Annotated in this window: 15 protein-coding genes and 4 tRNA genes; 11 read left to right on the forward strand and 8 right to left on the reverse strand. The window is 45.9% G+C overall.

Going from position 1 to position 17,711, the window contains the following annotated elements; translation table 11 throughout:
• Nucleotides 1-123: 123 nt before the first annotated feature.
• From ybeD to RJ47_RS09105, 4 genes are all read left to right on the forward strand, one after another.
• Nucleotides 124-402 carry a DUF493 family protein YbeD gene (gene ybeD / locus RJ47_RS09090; protein ID WP_008081427.1) on the forward strand — a complete coding sequence of 93 codons (279 nt, stop codon included), beginning with the start codon at nt 124-126 and terminating at the stop codon, nt 400-402.
• A gap of 177 nt (nt 403-579) precedes the next feature.
• Nucleotides 580-1,233 (forward strand): lipoyl(octanoyl) transferase LipB, encoded by a 654-nt coding sequence (lipB, locus tag RJ47_RS09095; RefSeq protein ID WP_038215536.1) that lies wholly within the window; start codon nt 580-582, stop codon nt 1,231-1,233.
• A gap of 23 nt (nt 1,234-1,256) precedes the next feature.
• On the forward strand, nt 1,257-2,222 hold the full coding sequence (gene lipA, locus RJ47_RS09100; RefSeq protein WP_038190424.1) for a lipoyl synthase: 966 nt from the start codon (nt 1,257-1,259) through the stop codon (nt 2,220-2,222).
• Between the two features lie 140 nt (nt 2,223-2,362).
• Nucleotides 2,363-2,692, forward strand: a complete 330-nt coding sequence (locus RJ47_RS09105; protein ID WP_005476920.1) for a hypothetical protein — start codon at nt 2,363-2,365, stop codon at nt 2,690-2,692.
• Nucleotides 2,693-2,949: 257 nt separating this feature from the next.
• Here the strand turns inward: RJ47_RS09105 and glyA are convergent, their stop codons facing one another.
• Nucleotides 2,950-4,200 carry a serine hydroxymethyltransferase gene (gene glyA, locus RJ47_RS09110; protein ID WP_038139480.1) on the reverse strand — a complete coding sequence of 417 codons (1,251 nt, stop codon included), beginning with the start codon at nt 4,198-4,200 and terminating at the stop codon, nt 2,950-2,952.
• Nucleotides 4,201-4,564: 364 nt separating this feature from the next.
• Between glyA and RJ47_RS09115 the strand changes: the two genes are divergently transcribed.
• Nucleotides 4,565-5,164 (forward strand): YitT family protein, encoded by a 600-nt coding sequence (locus tag RJ47_RS09115; RefSeq protein ID WP_039483603.1) that lies wholly within the window; start codon nt 4,565-4,567, stop codon nt 5,162-5,164.
• Between the two features lie 57 nt (nt 5,165-5,221).
• On the opposite strand, the gene vexH is transcribed toward RJ47_RS09115, so the two are convergent.
• Both vexH and RJ47_RS09125 read right to left on the reverse strand, forming a co-directional pair.
• Nucleotides 5,222-8,344, reverse strand: coding sequence for a vibriobactin export RND transporter permease subunit VexH (gene vexH / locus RJ47_RS09120; RefSeq protein ID WP_039483387.1), 3,123 nt, complete (start codon nt 8,342-8,344; stop codon nt 5,222-5,224).
• Between the two features lie 2 nt (nt 8,345-8,346).
• Nucleotides 8,347-9,414, reverse strand: a complete 1,068-nt coding sequence (locus RJ47_RS09125) for an efflux RND transporter periplasmic adaptor subunit (protein WP_039483605.1) — start codon at nt 9,412-9,414, stop codon at nt 8,347-8,349.
• Between the two features lie 268 nt (nt 9,415-9,682).
• Here RJ47_RS09125 and RJ47_RS09130 point away from each other — a divergent pair.
• The 4 genes from RJ47_RS09130 to RJ47_RS09145 all read left to right on the forward strand — a co-directional run bounded on the left by RJ47_RS09130 (nt 9,683) and on the right by RJ47_RS09145 (nt 10,282).
• Nucleotides 9,683-9,767 (forward strand) — tRNA-Tyr (locus RJ47_RS09130).
• Nucleotides 9,768-9,885: 118 nt separating this feature from the next.
• Nucleotides 9,886-9,970 (forward strand) — tRNA-Tyr (locus tag RJ47_RS09135).
• Nucleotides 9,971-10,041: 71 nt separating this feature from the next.
• A tRNA-Tyr gene (locus RJ47_RS09140) sits at nt 10,042-10,126 on the forward strand.
• A gap of 71 nt (nt 10,127-10,197) precedes the next feature.
• A tRNA-Tyr gene (locus tag RJ47_RS09145) sits at nt 10,198-10,282 on the forward strand.
• Nucleotides 10,283-10,427: 145 nt separating this feature from the next.
• Here the strand turns inward: RJ47_RS09145 and treC are convergent.
• From treC to gmhB, 5 genes are all read right to left on the reverse strand, one after another.
• Nucleotides 10,428-12,107 carry an alpha,alpha-phosphotrehalase gene (treC, locus tag RJ47_RS09150; RefSeq protein WP_039483390.1) on the reverse strand — a complete coding sequence of 560 codons (1,680 nt, stop codon included), beginning with the start codon at nt 12,105-12,107 and terminating at the stop codon, nt 10,428-10,430.
• A 71-nt stretch (nt 12,108-12,178) separates the two neighbouring features.
• Nucleotides 12,179-13,603, reverse strand: coding sequence for a PTS trehalose transporter subunit IIBC (gene treB, locus RJ47_RS09155; RefSeq protein WP_038139748.1), 1,425 nt, complete (start codon nt 13,601-13,603; stop codon nt 12,179-12,181).
• Between the two features lie 199 nt (nt 13,604-13,802).
• Nucleotides 13,803-14,750, reverse strand: coding sequence for a trehalose operon repressor TreR (treR, locus tag RJ47_RS09160; RefSeq protein WP_039483392.1), 948 nt, complete (start codon nt 14,748-14,750; stop codon nt 13,803-13,805).
• Between the two features lie 52 nt (nt 14,751-14,802).
• Entirely contained in the window at nt 14,803-15,150 is a 348-nt protein-coding gene (locus RJ47_RS09165) for an MliC family protein (protein WP_039483394.1), read from the reverse strand.
• A gap of 42 nt (nt 15,151-15,192) precedes the next feature.
• A complete protein-coding gene (gmhB, locus tag RJ47_RS09170) occupies nt 15,193-15,744 on the reverse strand; it encodes a D-glycero-beta-D-manno-heptose 1,7-bisphosphate 7-phosphatase (protein ID WP_038215552.1) in 552 nt (183 codons plus the stop codon).
• Between the two features lie 246 nt (nt 15,745-15,990).
• On the opposite strand from gmhB, the gene metN reads away from it, so the two are divergent.
• Nucleotides 15,991-17,025: a methionine ABC transporter ATP-binding protein MetN gene (gene metN, locus RJ47_RS09175; RefSeq protein ID WP_039483397.1), complete on the forward strand. Its 1,035-nt coding sequence runs from the start codon at nt 15,991-15,993 to the stop codon at nt 17,023-17,025.
• A complete protein-coding gene (locus tag RJ47_RS09180; protein WP_005475331.1) occupies nt 17,015-17,692 on the forward strand; it encodes a methionine ABC transporter permease in 678 nt (225 codons plus the stop codon). The genes metN and RJ47_RS09180 overlap by 11 nt, the downstream gene beginning before the upstream one ends.
• Nucleotides 17,693-17,711: the final 19 nt, after the last annotated feature.

Genomic DNA, 17,711 nt, shown 5'->3' on the forward strand with positions numbered 1-17,711 from the left:
CGAAAAAGCCGCTCAATGCGGCTTTTTTTATCACATGAGCCTCATGGCTGATGTATTGAGATTTAACGTTATTAGCAGTACTATTCCGCGCTGCGAAGAAACCTGTTCAACTTGGAGTGTCCTATGCTGACTATTAACTCAGACGCAAAACTGAAAGACCTGCTCGAGTTCCCATGCTCATTCACCTACAAGGTTATGGGCTATGCAAAACCAGAACTGCCAGAAAAGGTTCTTGAAGTGATCCAACGCCATGCTCCAGGTGATTACAGCCCAGTTGTAAAACCAAGCGCAAAAGGCAATTACCATTCCGTGTCAGTAAACATCACTGCCACGTCGATCGAGCAAGTTGAAACCCTTTACAAAGAACTGGGTGAAATCGATATTGTTCGCATGGTTCTATAATTTTTTGAGAACTTCAATTTTTTTTGAAAGCAGCGAAAGCTGCTTTCTTTTTAGATATCAAGTAGATAATAATCCTGTAAAATCTCTAGGGTTAAAAATGTGTTACTGGTATATAGTTGATTCTGTTGATCCAGTTTATAATCTCCCCCACTTTATGAATCGACGATAGGATCAGCGATGCAAAACCAGCTTGTAGTCAAGTATCTCGGCCGACAAGATTATCAACCAATCTGGCAAGCCATGCATGATTTCACTGATACTCGCACTGACGAAACGCCTGATGAAGTTTGGCTTGTAGAGCACAACCCAGTCTTCACTCAAGGCCAAGCAGGTAAAGCAGAGCACCTTTTGAATACAGGTGATATTCCGGTCGTTCAAAGTGACCGCGGTGGTCAAGTGACTTACCATGGTCCAGGCCAACTTGTGGCCTATTTTTTGATAAACCTTCGTCGTAAAAAATTAGGGGTTCGAGATTTGGTTACTCATATAGAGAACCTAGTGATCAACACCCTAAAACACTACAATATTGAATCAGCAGCACGACCTGACGCCCCAGGCGTCTACGTTGACGGTAAGAAAATCTGCTCTTTGGGTTTACGAATCCGTAAAGGCTGCTCATTCCATGGTCTCGCTCTAAACGTCAATATGGATTTGAGCCCATTTCTGCGCATCAACCCCTGTGGTTATGCCGGAATGGAAATGGTTCAGGTGAGCCAATTAGGTGGACCAGAAGATATAGAGCACGTTGAAAGAACCTTAGTCGATGAACTGGTAACTTTGCTAGGTTACGAGCAAGTTGAATTCAGCACAGAAGCTCCTTCTGTACGATAAGAAGTAAAGAGAAGCAAAGAAGCATGAGTAAACCAATCCAAATGGAAAAAGGCGTCAAGTATCGCGACGCTGATAAGATGGCATTAATTCCTGTAAAAAATATGCCTACCGAGCAGAAAGAAGTTCTGCGCAAACCCGACTGGATGAAGATCAAGCTACCAGCAGATAGTCAGCGCATTCAAGACATTAAGTCCGCAATGCGTAAAAACAACCTGCACTCAGTTTGTGAAGAAGCCTCATGCCCTAACCTTGCTGAATGTTTCAACCACGGTACTGCTACCTTTATGATTTTAGGTGCGATCTGTACTCGTCGCTGCCCTTTCTGTGACGTTGCCCACGGTCGCCCACTGGCACCAGAAGCGGAAGAGCCGAAGAAACTGGCGAAAACCATTCAAGACATGAAGTTGAAATACGTGGTAATCACTTCTGTTGACCGCGACGACCTTCGTGATGGCGGTGCGCAGCACTTTGCTGACTGTAACCGTGAAATCCGTGAGTTAAACCCGCACATTAAGATCGAGACGCTGGTTCCTGATTTCCGTGGTCGTATGGATGTGGCACTAGAGCTACTTAAAGACAATCCACCAGATGTCTTTAACCACAACCTAGAAACCGCTCCTCGTCTGTACCGCAAAGCTCGACCTGGTGCGAACTACAAATGGTCTTTGGATCTACTGAAGAAGTTTAAAGAGCAGCACCCTGATATCCCGACTAAGTCTGGCATCATGATGGGTCTTGGTGAGACCAAAGAAGAGATCATTGAAGTACTGAAAGATCTTCGCGAACATGGCGTTACTATGCTGACACTAGGTCAATACCTTGCACCAAGTCGCCACCACCTACCGGTTGAGCGCTACGTGCCGCCTTCAGAGTTTGATGAGCTAAAAGAGATCGCACTCGAACTTGGCTTTACTCACGCCGCTTGTGGTCCATTTGTCCGCTCCTCTTACCACGCTGACCTTCAAGCGCAAGGTGTAGAAATTAGCTAATCTAGAAGCTAGATTGATTGAAAAGCTGACTGAATAGGTCAGCTTTTTTTTATCGTCCCTTGAATGAGACAGCGCACTTCTATAGGCTTACTCTACAAACATGATAAACCTGTCTCAGGTAACTTCGCCAAGGATCTAATATGAAAAAATTGGGATTAGCTGCTGCTATCGTACTAGCGGCATTAACCGCTGGCTGTGCTTCAAATACTAAGCAAGACAATTTCCGTGAAGCCTCTTTCGAACTTTGTAATACAGAAGTTGATATCTATTCAGTAAGTGATGATGGCCGCGTAAGAATTGTCTGTTCAGACGGTTCGAAGTTCGCCTTAAACAGTGAAGAGACGCTAGAAACCATGCGCGATATTAATATCGACTACTGTGACGGCGAAGGTCTCGGTAAGTTTAACGAAAGCAGAAAATACTACTCGTTCAAGTGTAAATCAGGAACATTACTGAGTATTTCAAAATAAGCTCGGAACACCGATACTGAAAGGGTTGATGTAAAAACATCAGCCCTTTTTGTTTTATGCGTCCTCTTCAAGAGATTCCCTACTCGCTCCTTCGTCACTCTATGGAATGACAAAAAACCAAGATCAAAAAAGGGCTCAATGAGCCCTTTCAACATAGTTTTCAAAGTAGATGGACGAAATTCAAGGAGCTCACACGGAGTTTGCGCTAGCAAATGAGTATGTGCGACACAGAAGTTCGTTCACTCTACGAAGAAAAATTAAGCGTAAACTGGTAGGCGCTTACAGATCTCTAGTACTTTAGCTTTCGTTGCTTCGATAACTTCCTCGTTGCCGATGTTATCTAGAACGTCACACATCCAGTTTGCTAGTTCAGTTGCGTCTGCTTCAGTGAAACCACGGCGAGTGATTGCTGGAGAACCTACGCGGATACCTGAAGTCACGAATGGGCTACGTGGATCGTTTGGTACTGAGTTCTTGTTTACTGTGATGTTTGCCGCGCCTAGTGCTGCGTCTGCATCTTTACCTGTGATGTCTTTGTCGATTAGGTCAACTAGAAACAGGTGGTTTTCAGTACCGTTAGAAACGATTTTGTAACCACGCTCTTGGAACTGAGCCACCATCGCTTTTGCGTTCTTCACTACGCGAGCTTGGTACTCTTTGAACTCAGGTTCCATTGCTTCTTTGAACGCTACCGCTTTACCAGCGATTACGTGCATTAGTGGACCACCTTGACCGCCAGGGAATACTGCTGAGTTCAGCTTCTTGTACATCTCTTCGCCAGCGTTAGACAGGATTAGACCACCACGTGGACCTGCTAGTGTTTTGTGCGTTGTTGTAGTCACAACGTGCGCGTGTGGTACTGGCGTTGGGTAAACACCTGCAGCGATAAGGCCAGCAACGTGCGCCATATCTACGAATAGCCAAGCACCTGCTTTGTCTGCGATTTCACGCATGCGAGCCCAATCTACGATTTGAGAGTAAGCTGAGAAACCACCGATGATCATCTTTGGTTTGTGCTCTAGAGCAAGTTGCTCCATCTCGTCGTAGTTGATTTGGCCAGCTTCATCGATACCGTAAGGAATAACGTTGTAGTGCTTACCCGAGAAGTTGACTGGTGAACCGTGAGTCAGGTGACCACCGTGCGCTAGGCTCATACCTAGAACTGTATCGCCTGGATTCAGAAGAGCCATGTAAACAGCGCTGTTTGCTTGAGAACCAGAGTGTGGCTGTACGTTTGCGTATTCACAACCGAAAAGCTCACATGCACGATCGATAGCAAGAGCTTCTGCTTTATCAACGTACTCACAACCACCATAGTAGCGCTTGCCTGGGTAACCTTCAGCGTACTTGTTTGTTAGCTGAGAACCTTGAGCTTCCATTACACGTGGGCTGGTGTAGTTTTCTGAAGCGATAAGTTCAATGTGTTCTTCCTGGCGAAGAGTTTCTTCTTGGATTGCTGCGAACAGTTCCGCATCGTAATCTGCGATGTTCATATCACGCTTTAGCATCTGTATCTCCTGACTCAGATTAAGACTTTAAAATTGCAAAAAAACTGATTTCTGACCTAAATACCGACGTTTTTACCTGACGCAAACGTTTGCATTAAGCTAATGACGCGCATTCTACATAATTTGATCTAGGTCATAAAGAGAAAATTCAAATTTTTCTCATGCAGTTTTTTCATAATGATTTACGAGAATCGTCATGTTGGCACTTTTTACGGCTCGTACTGAGCTAAGTGTCAAATCTATCCTTTACACCCCGTAAAACGATGATTACATAGGTTTACCTTAAATTTCCCTCTCAAGCTACCGAAATCCTTAATTTTTAAATAGTATGCACGCCATTATTTACTGGTTAAATTTCAAATTGATGGAAAAACACTCAAGAAAGGAAGACTGGGTCGCAATTTTAACTGGCACGTTTTTAGTTGCTCAGGGCGTCTTCTTCCTGCAATCCGCTTCGTTACTGACTGGCGGAACCACTGGCTTAGCGTTATTGGTTAGCCAATTTGTATCGATTTCATTTGGTACGCTCTATTTTATTGCTAACTGCCCATTCTACTTATTGGCGTGGAAACGATTTGGCGCTCGATTCGCCTTCAACAGTGCTATTTCTGGCGCTTTGGTTTCGATTTTTGCTGACCATCTCTACTTGGTGATTAGCTTAGACACGATCAATGAGGTGTACTGCGCGGTCGCGGGTGGACTGTTGATGGGATTAGGCATGTTGATTTTGTTCCGCCATCGCTCAAGCCTTGGGGGATTCAATGTCTTGTGTCTCTTTATTCAAGACAAGTTTGGCATTTCGGTGGGTAAATCTCAGCTTGCTATCGACTTTTGTATCTTAATTGCCTCTTGCTTCTTTGTATCAATCGAAGTCATTGGCCTATCGATTCTTGGCGCTATTGCTCTAAACCTTGTACTAGCAATGAACCATAAGCCAACTCGCTACTCTGTGAATTACGGTTAATTACCACGCTTCATAAAAATTAAGGGTTGATGCATCGGCATCAACCCTTTTTCTTTTTTAGTTCAACTCACCATGGGAACTTCGAGCTTTCACATCATGGCTAAGCTCTCGGTTAAGCTCTGCCTCTACGTGTCCCGGAGCCTGTGTACTTGCCGAAATCAATCGGTACATCGCAGGAATCACAAACAAGGTTACGAGCGTCGCAAAAGCCATGCCGAAGAAAATAACCGTACCGACAGCCACTCGGCTTTCATAGCCCGCGCCCGTCGAAACAATCAAAGGAATCGCCCCCGCCAGTGTCGTAAACGCAGTCATCATGATTGGACGTAAACGGCGAGCCGACGCATCCAAAATAGCTTTTTCAAACTCGATCCCTCTATCTCGAAGCTGGTTAGCAAACTCAACGATTAAGATACCGTTTTTGGTCACCATACCGATCAGCATGATCATCCCGATTTGGCTATAGATGTTGAGACCCTGCCCCATCAAGAATAATCCAAGGAATCCACCAAACACGCCCATAGGCACCGTGAACATCACCACCAGCGGGTTAATAAAGCTCTCAAATTGAGCAGCAAGAACCAAATACGCGACCAGCAAAGCCAAGGCAAAGACCACTAAGATACTCGATTGATTCTCTTTGTAATCTTTCGATTCTCCCGAGTAACTCACGGAAATATCCCCTGGAAGTAACTCAATCGCTTGCTGATCTAAAAAGTCGAGCGCTTCGCCAAGCGTGTAGCCATCGGATAAGTTGGCCGTAATCGTGATCGCCTTTTGCTTGTTGTAGTGCGACAGGCGAATCGACGAAGCCACCTCTTCAATTTTGGTCACGGCATCAAGAGTAACTAATTCGCCAGAAGCAGTGCGCATGTAGATTTGGCTTAAATCCGCAGCGTTGTTAAAGCTGTCTTCGTCGCCTCGCAAGTAAACATCGTACTCTTCACCGCGTTCGACAAACGTAGTTTCACTCTTACCACCAAGCATAATCTCAAGCGTGTCAGAAATATCCGAGACTCGAATACCAAGCTCTGCTGCACGCTGCTTATCCACTGTGACAACTAACTCAGGCGTTTTTTCGGAGTAATTGATGTCTGCGCCTTCCATGTAAGGCGACTCTTCCGCTAAACGCTCTAATTTTTCCGCCCACTGTTTTAACTCTGGGTAATCACTGCCGCCTAGTACAAATTGAACCGGCTCACTCGATCCACCTCGGAATCCAGGCATAAATGGGAAGACGCGCACATCAGGGATACCAGTCAACGCCTTGCGGACTTGGCCTAGCGCCTGCTGCGCGGTGACATCACGGTCATTCCAGTCCTCTAAGATCATGATCACGAAGCCCGTTTGGTCACCAGCGTTCCCCCCAAAGGCAGGCGATTGAATACTGAACGACTTCAAGAAACCTTGACCAAGCAAAGGCATTAAACGCTCTTCAACAATATCCATATTGGCCGACATGCGGTTATAACTGGTGGCATCGGCGCCACGAACAAAAGCAAAGATTACCCCGCGGTCTTCAGATGGTGTGAGCTGTGCAGGCACCTGCTGCATTAACCCCCAACTGCCGCCAATACAAGCGAGGATGACAAGCGGTGCTGCCCATTTCCAATTTAGTGCCGAGCGAAGAACCTTACGATAACCAGATTCCAGATGACCAAACATACGGTCAATAAACAGGTTGAAGCGGTTCGGTTTTACGTTAGCTTTTAGAAGCTTGCTACCCAGAACAGGAGTTAGCGTCAAGGCAATCAAAGATGAGAAGATCACCGACATTGCCAGCAATACGGAAAACTCAGTAAATAGCAGACCGACCATACCATCCATAAAGGAGATAGGCAGAAACACCATGACAAGTACCAAGGTGGTTGCGATTACAGCAAAGCCTACCTCACGGGTCCCTTTGTACGCAGCGAGTAGCGGCTTTTCACCATTTTCGATGTGGTGGAAAATGTTCTCGACCACAACGATTGCGTCATCGACAACCAGACCAATCGACAGAATCAACGCCATTAGGGTGATAAGGTTGATGGAAAAGCCAAAGTAATACGCGGCGATAAAGGAAGAAATCAAGGATACTGGCACAGTCACCGCAGGAATCAGGGTTGCCCTTGCTTGGCCAATAAAGATGTACAAAACAAGGATTACCAATCCGCCGGTAATAAAGAGCGTGCTATATACTTCAGCAATCGAGCGCTCAATGAATACGGTTGAGTCGTAATCAATGGCTAAACGCGTTCCTTCCGGCAAAAATTGTTGAATGTTCTCGACTTCGGTATGGACTCGGTCAGCAACTTCCAGTGGGTTGGCATCAGATTGAGGCACAATCCCCATACTCACATTGACTACGCCGTCACTTTTGAAAGTGGAGTTTTCGTTTTCTGCACCGATGTAAACGTCTGCGACATCTCTTAAATAGATTGGCGAGTTATCACTGGCACGTTTAACCACCAAGTATTCGAAATCTTCGGCTTGGTTATAGCTGCGCGCCGTGCGCACCGACATCACAATCTGATCGTTGCGTACTTCACCACCTGGGCTTTCAATGTTTTCGCTGCGCAGCGCTGAAGTTATGTCAGAGGTAGTGACGCCGCGACCAGCCATTTGTTCAGGCTTGAGCTTAACGTACATCACTTTGTACAAACCGCCCGAAATGTCCACCGAGCTCACACCTGAGATCAAGCTAAAGCGATCCATCAAGACACGCTCAACATAATCGGTAAGCTGAGTGCGGTCCATTTCAGAAGAGCTTAAGTTGATATAGAGCGAAGCCTCACCCGAACCATTATTCTTAAACACAACGGGATCGTCAGCTTCATCAGGTAACGATCGCTGGGCACGAGCAACGGCATCACGGACATCACTGACACCGGTATTTAAGTCGTAACCTAAATCGAAGGTGATGGTAATCCGAGACATGCTGTTGCGAGTGGTCGAGGAGATTTCATCAATACCGCTTATCCCCGATAACTGATCTTCCAGCACCGAGGTGATTTGGCTTTCGATGATGGTGGCAGATGCCCCCTCATAGCGGGTACTGATCGAGACGACTGGGCTTTCAATGTCAGGCATCTCACGTACAGCCAACTTACTGAACGACACAATACCAAACACGCACAGCAGTAAACTAAGCACCAGTGCAGCGACTGGTCTTTTCACAGACACATCAGAGAGCAACATGACTATTTGTCCTCTCGATTATTTGGCTCGCCTTTAGGACGTCCATCACTGCCCAGTTCAGCGACCGTCACACCGTTTCGCATGTTTACAATGCCTTGAACAACAATCTTGTCACCGATAGATAATCCGTCTTCAATCACAACTAGGTTATCAACGCGAGCGCCCAAAACGACTTGGGTTCGAACCGCTTTGTTGTCTTCACCAACAACGTAGACGTAACGCTTGGTTCCAGAGTACTCAAGCGCCTGAACAGGAATAATAGGCGCTTCAATCGCTGGGAAATCCATATCCGCAGACACTAACATCCCCGGCTTTAGCTTTTGCGCGACGTTTTCGAAGTGAATACGAACGCGCAAGTTAAGCGTTTCTTGATTGATTCGAGAGTCAATCCCCACCACTTCACCTTCAAAAACCTCACCTGGCCATGCTGCTGTGGTGGCTTTTACTTGCATCCCTTTACTTAACTGAGACAAATAGCGCTCTGGCACTTGCAGGTCGAGCTGCATCACAGACAGATCATCAAGCGACAGCAGCTCAGAGCCAGCGCTAACAAGCTTTCCGCGGCTAAAATCAATAAAACCCACCGTTCCGGCGAAAGGTGCGCTGATGTGAAGGTCTTTCAAACTGGCGTTGGCGGCATCCAATCTTGCTTTGGCGATGTCTACACTCGCTTTTTGCGCATCAATTTCGGTTTGGGTAATGGCGTTACGCTTCACCAGACGTTCAAATTCTTTCAGTTTACGTTGCTCATCTTTTAGATACGCTTGCGCCTCTGCGACAGCCGCTCGCGCTTTATCATCATCAAGTTGAATCAATAGCTGACCTTTTTGGACATTTTGATTCGCTTTAACGGCAATCACGTCAACCTTTCCGGAAGTTTCCGGCGCGATAATCACCGACTGATCCGCGGCTAATTTGCCGACAAGGGAAAGGGATTGAGAGACTTGATGCGTTTTCACTTGCTCAGTCACTACGGTGACACTCGATGGCCCTTGTCTGTTGGCCATCACAGAAGGAGAGGCGGCGATAATCGACAAGGATAATAGACTCAGAACAATTTTGTTTTTCATGTTGGTATTCTGCATAAATTAACTCTGTTTATTGTATCCCTTTATACGCAACTGGAACGTCAAGTAATGTAAAGAGGAATAAATATTATGTAAGCAAAGCCGTTGATTGTTTGAGCTTAATGGTCATTTCCTACCACCTTTGCCCAAAAAGGCACCATTCGATTCAAAATTATAAGAAAACGCTTTACAGCTTGAGCGAGTTTGCTATGATTCGCTCCGCACTTGAGAGTTGTGTTGGGAAAACAAAACTTAAGTATAAAAATACCCTGGAGGGGTTCCCGAGTGGCCAAAGGGATCAGACTGTAAATCTGCTGGCACTGCCTTCGATGGTTCGAATCCGTCCCCCTCCACCATATTTATTCTTGTGACTTTTTAGGTGAATAACCTTTTAATAAGTTGTGAGAAACACTTGATTAACGTGTTGGGAAAACATTAGTCAAGCTATTCTGTAAAAAGAATAGAAAACACCCTGGAGGGGTTCCCGAGTGGCCAAAGGGATCAGACTGTAAATCTGCTGGCACTGCCTTCGATGGTTCGAATCCGTCCCCCTCCACCATATTTTCTCTATGATAGAGAGCAGCTTGATTGACGTGTTGGGAAAACATCAATTAAGGATAAAAATACCCTGGAGGGGTTCCCGAGTGGCCAAAGGGATCAGACTGTAAATCTGCTGGCACTGCCTTCGATGGTTCGAATCCGTCCCCCTCCACCATATTTTCTCTAAGATAGAGAGCAGCTTGATTGACGTGTTGGGAAAGCATCAATTAAGGATAAAAATACCCTGGAGGGGTTCCCGAGTGGCCAAAGGGATCAGACTGTAAATCTGCTGGCACTGCCTTCGATGGTTCGAATCCGTCCCCCTCCACCATATTCAAGAAACCAGCTCATTGAGCTGGTTTTTTTGTATCTATTGTTTCTCAACGTGCTTTTCCTCCAGACATAAAAAAGCCCCGACATTGCGGGGCAAATACTAGAACTTTTCAGTTCTAACGAAGCAAACACTATAGGGGGTGTTAGCTTTGGAAAAGAATAATGCGCGTTTCATAGGGTTTAAGTACCTGACGCTGAGAAACCTCGCCTTGCAACGGGTAGTTGCCAAGTAAATACGTTGCTGTCGAGAAATCTAAATCGCTAGGCAACTTGCACTCCGACTCATCATCATAGTAGTTATTCAAGCAGATCAAGGTCTGATGCTGCGACTGGCGCTGATAGCCGAAGATAGCCGTATGTGAAGGATAGAGATCGGTATAATCCCCAGTCGTAATCACTTCCACTTCTTTACGTAACTTGATCAGTTGCTGGTAGAAATAGAACACAGAGTTAGTGTCTGCAACGGCTTGTTCTGCGTTGATTTCCGTATAATTGTTCGCGACTTGTAACCAAGGCTGGCCTTTGGAGAAACCTGCGAACTCCTCATGATTCCATTGCATCGGGGTACGTGAATTGTCACGAGACTTCTGCGCAAGGATCGCCATCATCTCGTCATGAGGAACACCTTGTTCATTGACCATGATGTCGTACATATTGGTACTTTCCACATCACGATATTGCTCTATCGATGTGTAGCCCGGATTGGTCATGCCGATTTCTTCACCCTGATAGATATACGGCGTACCTTGCATCATGTGTACCGAAGCTCCGAGCATTTTCGCCGACTCGACACGGAAGTGTTTATCATCTCCCAATCGACTCACCACACGTGGCTGATCATGGTTACACCAGAACAGAGCTCCCCATCCTTTGCCATTTAAACCGGTTTGCCAGTGGTTGAAAATCTGCTTGAGTTGGATGAAATCAAATGGCGCTTTGGTCCACTTTTCACCATTTGGATAATCCACTTTTAAATGGTGGAAATTAAACACCATTGAGAGTTCTTTGTTATCCAGTGAAGAGTACTGCTGGCAATGCTCCAGCGTCGTCGAAGACATTTCACCCACAGTGACACTGCCATATTGTTGGAATACCGCTTCACTGATCTCTTGCAGATATTCATGCACACGAGGTCCATCAGTGTAAAATCGGCGGCCATCTCCCTGATCATCATCGGGAAAATCTTGCTGTTTAGAGATGAGATTAATCACGTCTAAGCGGAAACCATCAACGCCCTTCTCCGCCCAAAAGCTGATCACCTCTTTCACTTCTGCACGGACTTGAGGATTTTCCCAGTTTAAGTCTGCTTGCTCTTTGGCAAATAAGTGAAGGAAGTATTGACCCGTTTTCTCATCAAGCTCCCACGCACTGCCACCAAATTTGGATTGCCAGTTATTCGGGATCCCGCCATCTACAGGATCTTTCCAGATGTAGTAATCTCGGTATGGGCTATTTTTATCCCCCAAAGCCGATTGAAACCAATGATGTTGCGTCGACGTATGGTTGACCACGATATCCATAATAATGCGAATCCCACGCTGATGCGCCTCTGCAAGCAGTTGGTCAAAATCGTCCATGCTGCCAAAGTCTGGGTTAATCGCGTAATAATCAGAAATGTCGTAGCCATTATCGATCATTGGCGACTGGTAAACTGGAGTTAACCAAATTGCGTCAATTCCCAATCGCTGCAAATAGTCCAACTTAGAGATAATGCCTTGGATATCACCTGTCCCTTTACTGCCACTATCACAAAAACTCTTTGGGTAAATTTGATATATCGAGGCGGTTTTCCACCAGTTTGCATCATTTGTGATTACAGACATCATTGAGCTCACTTACCAAAAATAGAAATTGCTGAAGATGGAGCAGCGACGGCCGCTCCATAAAGAAATGCTTATGCGCTTACAGGCTCTAACTCGCCTTTCATTTGTGCGCGCTTGTAGAAGAAGAGTGTCAGTGCCGCAGGAACTGCAATCGCAACAAGCATCGCAATTCCGTAGATGCCCCAGAATTGTGGCTGGATTGACAAGATACCTGGCAGACCACCAACACCGATGCCGTTTGCCATCACACCTGCGCTACCACAAATCGCAGCGGCAATCGCACTACCGATCATTGCGCTCAACATAGGGAATTTGTACTTAAGGTTGATACCGTACATCGCAGGCTCTGTTACACCAAGGTAGGCAGAGATTGCCGCAGGAACCGAGATATCGCGTTCGCCATGCTTCTTGCTGATGATGATAATACCCACAACAGCCGATGCTTGAGCAATGTTAGAAAGTGCAATCAGAGGCCAGATTGGCGTGCCACCTAGGTCTTGCATTAGCTGTAGGTCAACCGCGTTAGTCGTGTGGTGTATACCTGTAATCACAAGAGGTGCGTACAAGAAGCCAAATACCATTGAACCAATCACCGCGAAGTCACCTGTCATCGCCGCTTTCGCCGCAAACGCAACACCGTCGCCAAGCACTCGACCGAATGGGCCAATCAATGAGTGAGCAAGCACAACAGAAAGGATGATAGAAACAAACGGCACAACGACTAGGTACAAATACGATGGAACGATGCGCTTTAGATTCGTTTCAATAAAGGCTAAGGCAACACCTGCCAGCATTGCTGGAATGACCTGCGCTTGGTAACCAACTTTCTCTATGACAAACAGACCAAAATCCCAAGCCTCAGGCACCTGCTTACCAATCAAGTAAGCGTTCATAAGCTGTGGGGAGACCAAGGTAACACCTAGCGTGATACCTAGAATTGGTGTGCCACCCAGTTTTTTCACCGTTGACCAACACACACCAACCGGTAGGAAGAAGAATATCGCTTCGCCAATCAACCACAAGAAGCTATGGACTGTTGCCCAGAATTGGCTGATTTCCGTTAGAGATTGACCATCAAACATCTTAATGTCGCCAATAACGTTACGGAAACCTAGAATCAAACCACCGGTGATAATGGCTGGCAGCAGCGGGACAAAAATTTCAGCTAAATGGGAGATCCCGCGCTCTAAAATGTTCATGTTTTGACGAGCAGCAAGCTTAGCTTCATCCTTCGATGCTGCAGTTTGCCCTGTCAGCTCAATCAGCACTTTATAGACTTCATCAACTTCAGTGCCAATAACGACTTGGAACTGACCTGCGTTGGTAAAACAACCTTTCACCATTGGCAGAGCTTCTAGCTCTTTTTCTTTTGCTTTCTCGGTATCGTTTAGTACAAAGCGAAGGCGCGTTAAGCAGTGGCTCACACTTGCGATGTTATCGCTGCCACCGACCAACTCAATCAGACGCTCCACTTCGTGTTTCGCAATCTTACTCATATCCATGTCCACCCTAATTGGATTCTCATTCATGTCTGAATCAACATCAGACTATTAACTGACTTATTTTTCGTTATTTTGGGAATGTTCCCATTTATGCTCATTATATTGTCAGATCTAATAAAAGATAAAAATGGGAACAGTCCCATTAATTGAATGAGATCACAGTATAATTTTAAATCACTTTGAAAATAATGGCTTAGAGAGTCAGAGGCTGTTGAGTGAGATGAACCGTCCCCACATCGCCATTTATTTGGGATATCAGTAGGTTAGCTGCTTTTTCACCCGCTAATGAATAACCGGGGTCGATGCTAAATACTTTAGGAAAGAGGAAAGAAAGCAATTCATTACCGCCGACACCTGTCACCACAACGTCTTCACGGTCGAGTTCTTGGAGGCGCTTGATGACACCTAGCGCCAGAGTATCACTGGCACAGACGATGGCTTGTGTCTCGGGTTTGAGGACTTTATCAACAAGTAGGTAGGCACTTTCATGATTCAACTGACCGGTTTGGTAGCAAGTCTCTAGTGCATGAGCGCGACACCAAGTTAAGTAAGCATCCAAACGTAGCTTACCCGTTGTTTTGTCACTCGGGTCCACTCCGATAAAGGCAATACGGCTGAGCGATTTTTGCTGCAGATACTCGAGCGCTTTGATGATCACTTGCTCGTTATCGTAGTTGATTGAAGAGACTTGATCCGTATCCATGGCAATCACCACGGTACGGTTTTGCCAACTGCCCAGTTTGGTCACATCAAAATCACTGAAGCCAAACACGATAACTCCGTCGACATTACGCTTTTTCAGCACATCGAGGTGGGCATTAGTCTTGTCGCGATCAAACTGGCTTTCCATGATCACCACGTCATACCCCGCGGCATAAAGCGTATTGAGCATGCTCCCTACCGCTTTATTCTCTGATGGAGAGTCCAAGCGTGAAATGATCACCCCAACAACTTTTTGACTTCCACCACGCATGGTTTGCGCAGACTTGGAAGGTACGTAACCGGATTCTTGAATCACTTGTTCGACTTTCGCCCGCGTCGCAGGCTTTACTTTCGGATCATTGGTCAATACTCGAGATACGGTCGACTTACCGACGCCCGATAACTTAGCAATATCAAGAATGGTTAGTTTTTTACTCATAGGGGGATAGTTAGCTTCCTAGTCTCATGGTTAACGAATCGCGAAGTCTGTATTACTCGTCAAACTGACAATTTTTGTATATGGAGCGTGCAAATTCCAATCGTGCATTCGTACCTTTGGTATGCAACACAATAGGGTTAGCGGTTGCGGCAGTACCATCATCCAGTATGTATTTGGTTCCAGAGCCTGACGGGACTTGTATCAAAGGGAACTCTTGCTGCTCCACTCTCAGCCAAGCTTTTTCCTGCCCTGGTAGATAACCAACCTCAAATGCCTTCCCCGCGTCACATTGGTACTGAATCCAGTCCCCTTGAAAGGTGTTGTCTGATTGTGACGCTGATTGGGAGCAACCTGCTAAGGCTACGCCCATCATCACGATAAATCGTCCTTTTTTCATCATGACCTCCAAACAAACAAGGGCCGCCAAAGCGACCCTTTCATGCTATTTAGTGAGATAAACTGGCACGTCTTTAATACTGTCTAGCACAACAGAGGCAAGCGCTTCACCTTTGTCAGTAACTGGCTTACCTGTACGAACAAGAATTTTGGTTCCTACGCCAGCAGCATCCGCTGCCATCATATCTTCCGCTTTGTCACCAACCATGACAGAGTTTGCCATGTCAATTTTCAAAAAGTCTCGTGCTGAGATAAACATACCAGGCTTGGGTTTACGGCAATTACACTCTTCTTTGTATTTACCTTGTCCATGTTCAGCATGGTGAGGACAGTAGTAAAAACCATCAAACTCAACGCCATTATCGACAAAGTTCCAGTCCATCCACTGTGTTAAGTCCAGGAAGCGATCTTCACTAAACTTGCCACGAGCAATACCAGACTGGTTAGTCACCAAGACAAGCAAGTAGCCCATCTCTTTCAGTTTCTTCGTCGCTTCAAACACGCCTTCGATAAATTCAAAATCATGCTCATCATGTACGTAACCATGGTCGACGTTAATCACGCCATCACGATCTAAAAAGACTGCTGGTTTAGCCAAAATATGCTTCTCTATCCGTTGCTTTCTTTGGGGTGAATCACCCAGTTATAGTAAGAATTATTGCACGCTTTATTTCTTTCATCACTATCTAATTACCAAACGATTGAGCAAAATAACCATTTAGACGTCTAGACGTAAAAATATCTATTGACAGAAAACACGCGAGACCATAGCATCGTCTACTAAATGAGATGTAGTTCAAAATTATCTACTGCTCCCAAGGTAATCGGATTAGCGAGTTTCTCGATGATTGAAATTAATCAAGTTAATAAGGTGTTTTATCAGGGCAAAAAGGAAATCAATGCCCTTAAAGACATCAATCTACACATTCCTCAAGGAACGATTTTCGGTGTAATCGGCTCATCTGGAGCAGGGAAAAGTACGCTTATTCGCTGTGTAAACATGCTGGAAGCCCCAACAAGTGGCTCTATCATTGTTGACGGCGTGGACCTCACTAAATTATCCAAGTCTGAACTGAGCAAAGCACGCCGCAACATCGGCATGATTTTTCAGCACTTTAATCTGCTTTCTTCTCGCACTGTATTCGATAATGTTGCACTTCCACTTGAGCTGGCTGGCGCCGAGAAAGAAAAAATCAGCACCAAGGTTACAGAGCTATTGAAACTGGTTGGCCTAGCGGACAAGCATGAAAGCTACCCATCTAACCTAAGTGGCGGCCAGAAGCAGCGTGTTGCGATTGCTCGTGCACTGGCATCGGATCCAAAAGTGCTGCTGTGTGACGAAGCCACCAGCGCCCTCGATCCAGCGACTACTCAATCTATTCTTGAGCTACTTAAAGAGATCAACCGTAAGCTGAATATCACAATGCTACTGATCACTCACGAAATGGACGTAGTGAAAAGCATCTGTCACGAGGTGGCCATTATTGGTGGTGGCGAGCTCGTTGAAAAAGGCACGGTCGGCGAAATCTTTGCCCACCCGAAAACGGAACTGGCCCATGAGTTCATTCGCTCAACGCTGGATCTCTCCATCCCTGAGGATTACCAAGTTCGCTTGCAAGAAACTCGAGTTGAAGGCAGCTACCCACTGGTTCGCTTAGAGTTTACGGGGGCAACAGTAGACGCACCACTGATGACGCAAATTGCACGCAAGTTCAATATCGACGTCAGCATTTTGAGCTCTGATCTTGATTACGCAGGTGGTGTGAAGTTCGGCATGATGGTCGCTGAACTGTTTGGTAATGAGCAGGATGACAATGCTGCTATCGAATTCCTCCGTGAACATAACGTAAAAGTAGAGGTATTGGGTTATGTCCTTTAATACAGTATCAGAATGGCTAAACCTCAATGGCAACTTGCTGATTGGCGCCACTTGGGAAACCCTTTACATGGTCGCGGTTGCCGGAATTGTTGGATTTGCCGTGGGCATTCCACTTGGTGTTATTCTCCATACCACGAAAAAAGGCGGTCTACTCGAAAACACCAAGCTTAATAGCATACTTGGTGCCATCGTGAACATCGGTCGCTCTGTGCCATTCTTGGTATTGATGGTTGCCATAATCCCTGTGACAAAAATTTTAGTCGGCACCTTTATCGGTACTACAGCCGCTATCGTACCGCTCACCATCGGCGCAATTCCATTTGTCGCTCGTTTGATCGAAGGTGCCTTGCTTGAAGTACCAACAGGTCTGGTAGAAGCGGCACAATCGATGGGCGCAACACCGGTACAAATCATTTCTAAGGTATTGCTTCCTGAAGCGCTACCGACCATCGTCAACTCAGTCACCATTACATTGGTTACGCTAGTCAGCTACTCAGCAATGGCAGGAACGGTAGGTGGCGGTGGTCTAGGTGACGTCGCCATCCGTTACGGCTTCCATCGCTATGATGTGGTCATAATGGCAGTAACGGTCGTGATGCTGATTATTTTAGTGCAAATTATTCAATCTATCGGCGATGCCATTGTGCGCCGCGTCGATCACAGATAAAAATTATTCGATTTATTAC

The sequence above is a fragment of the Vibrio sinaloensis genome, from assembly GCF_000808535.1.
Taxonomy (GTDB): Bacteria; Pseudomonadota; Gammaproteobacteria; order Enterobacterales; family Vibrionaceae; genus Vibrio; species Vibrio sinaloensis_D.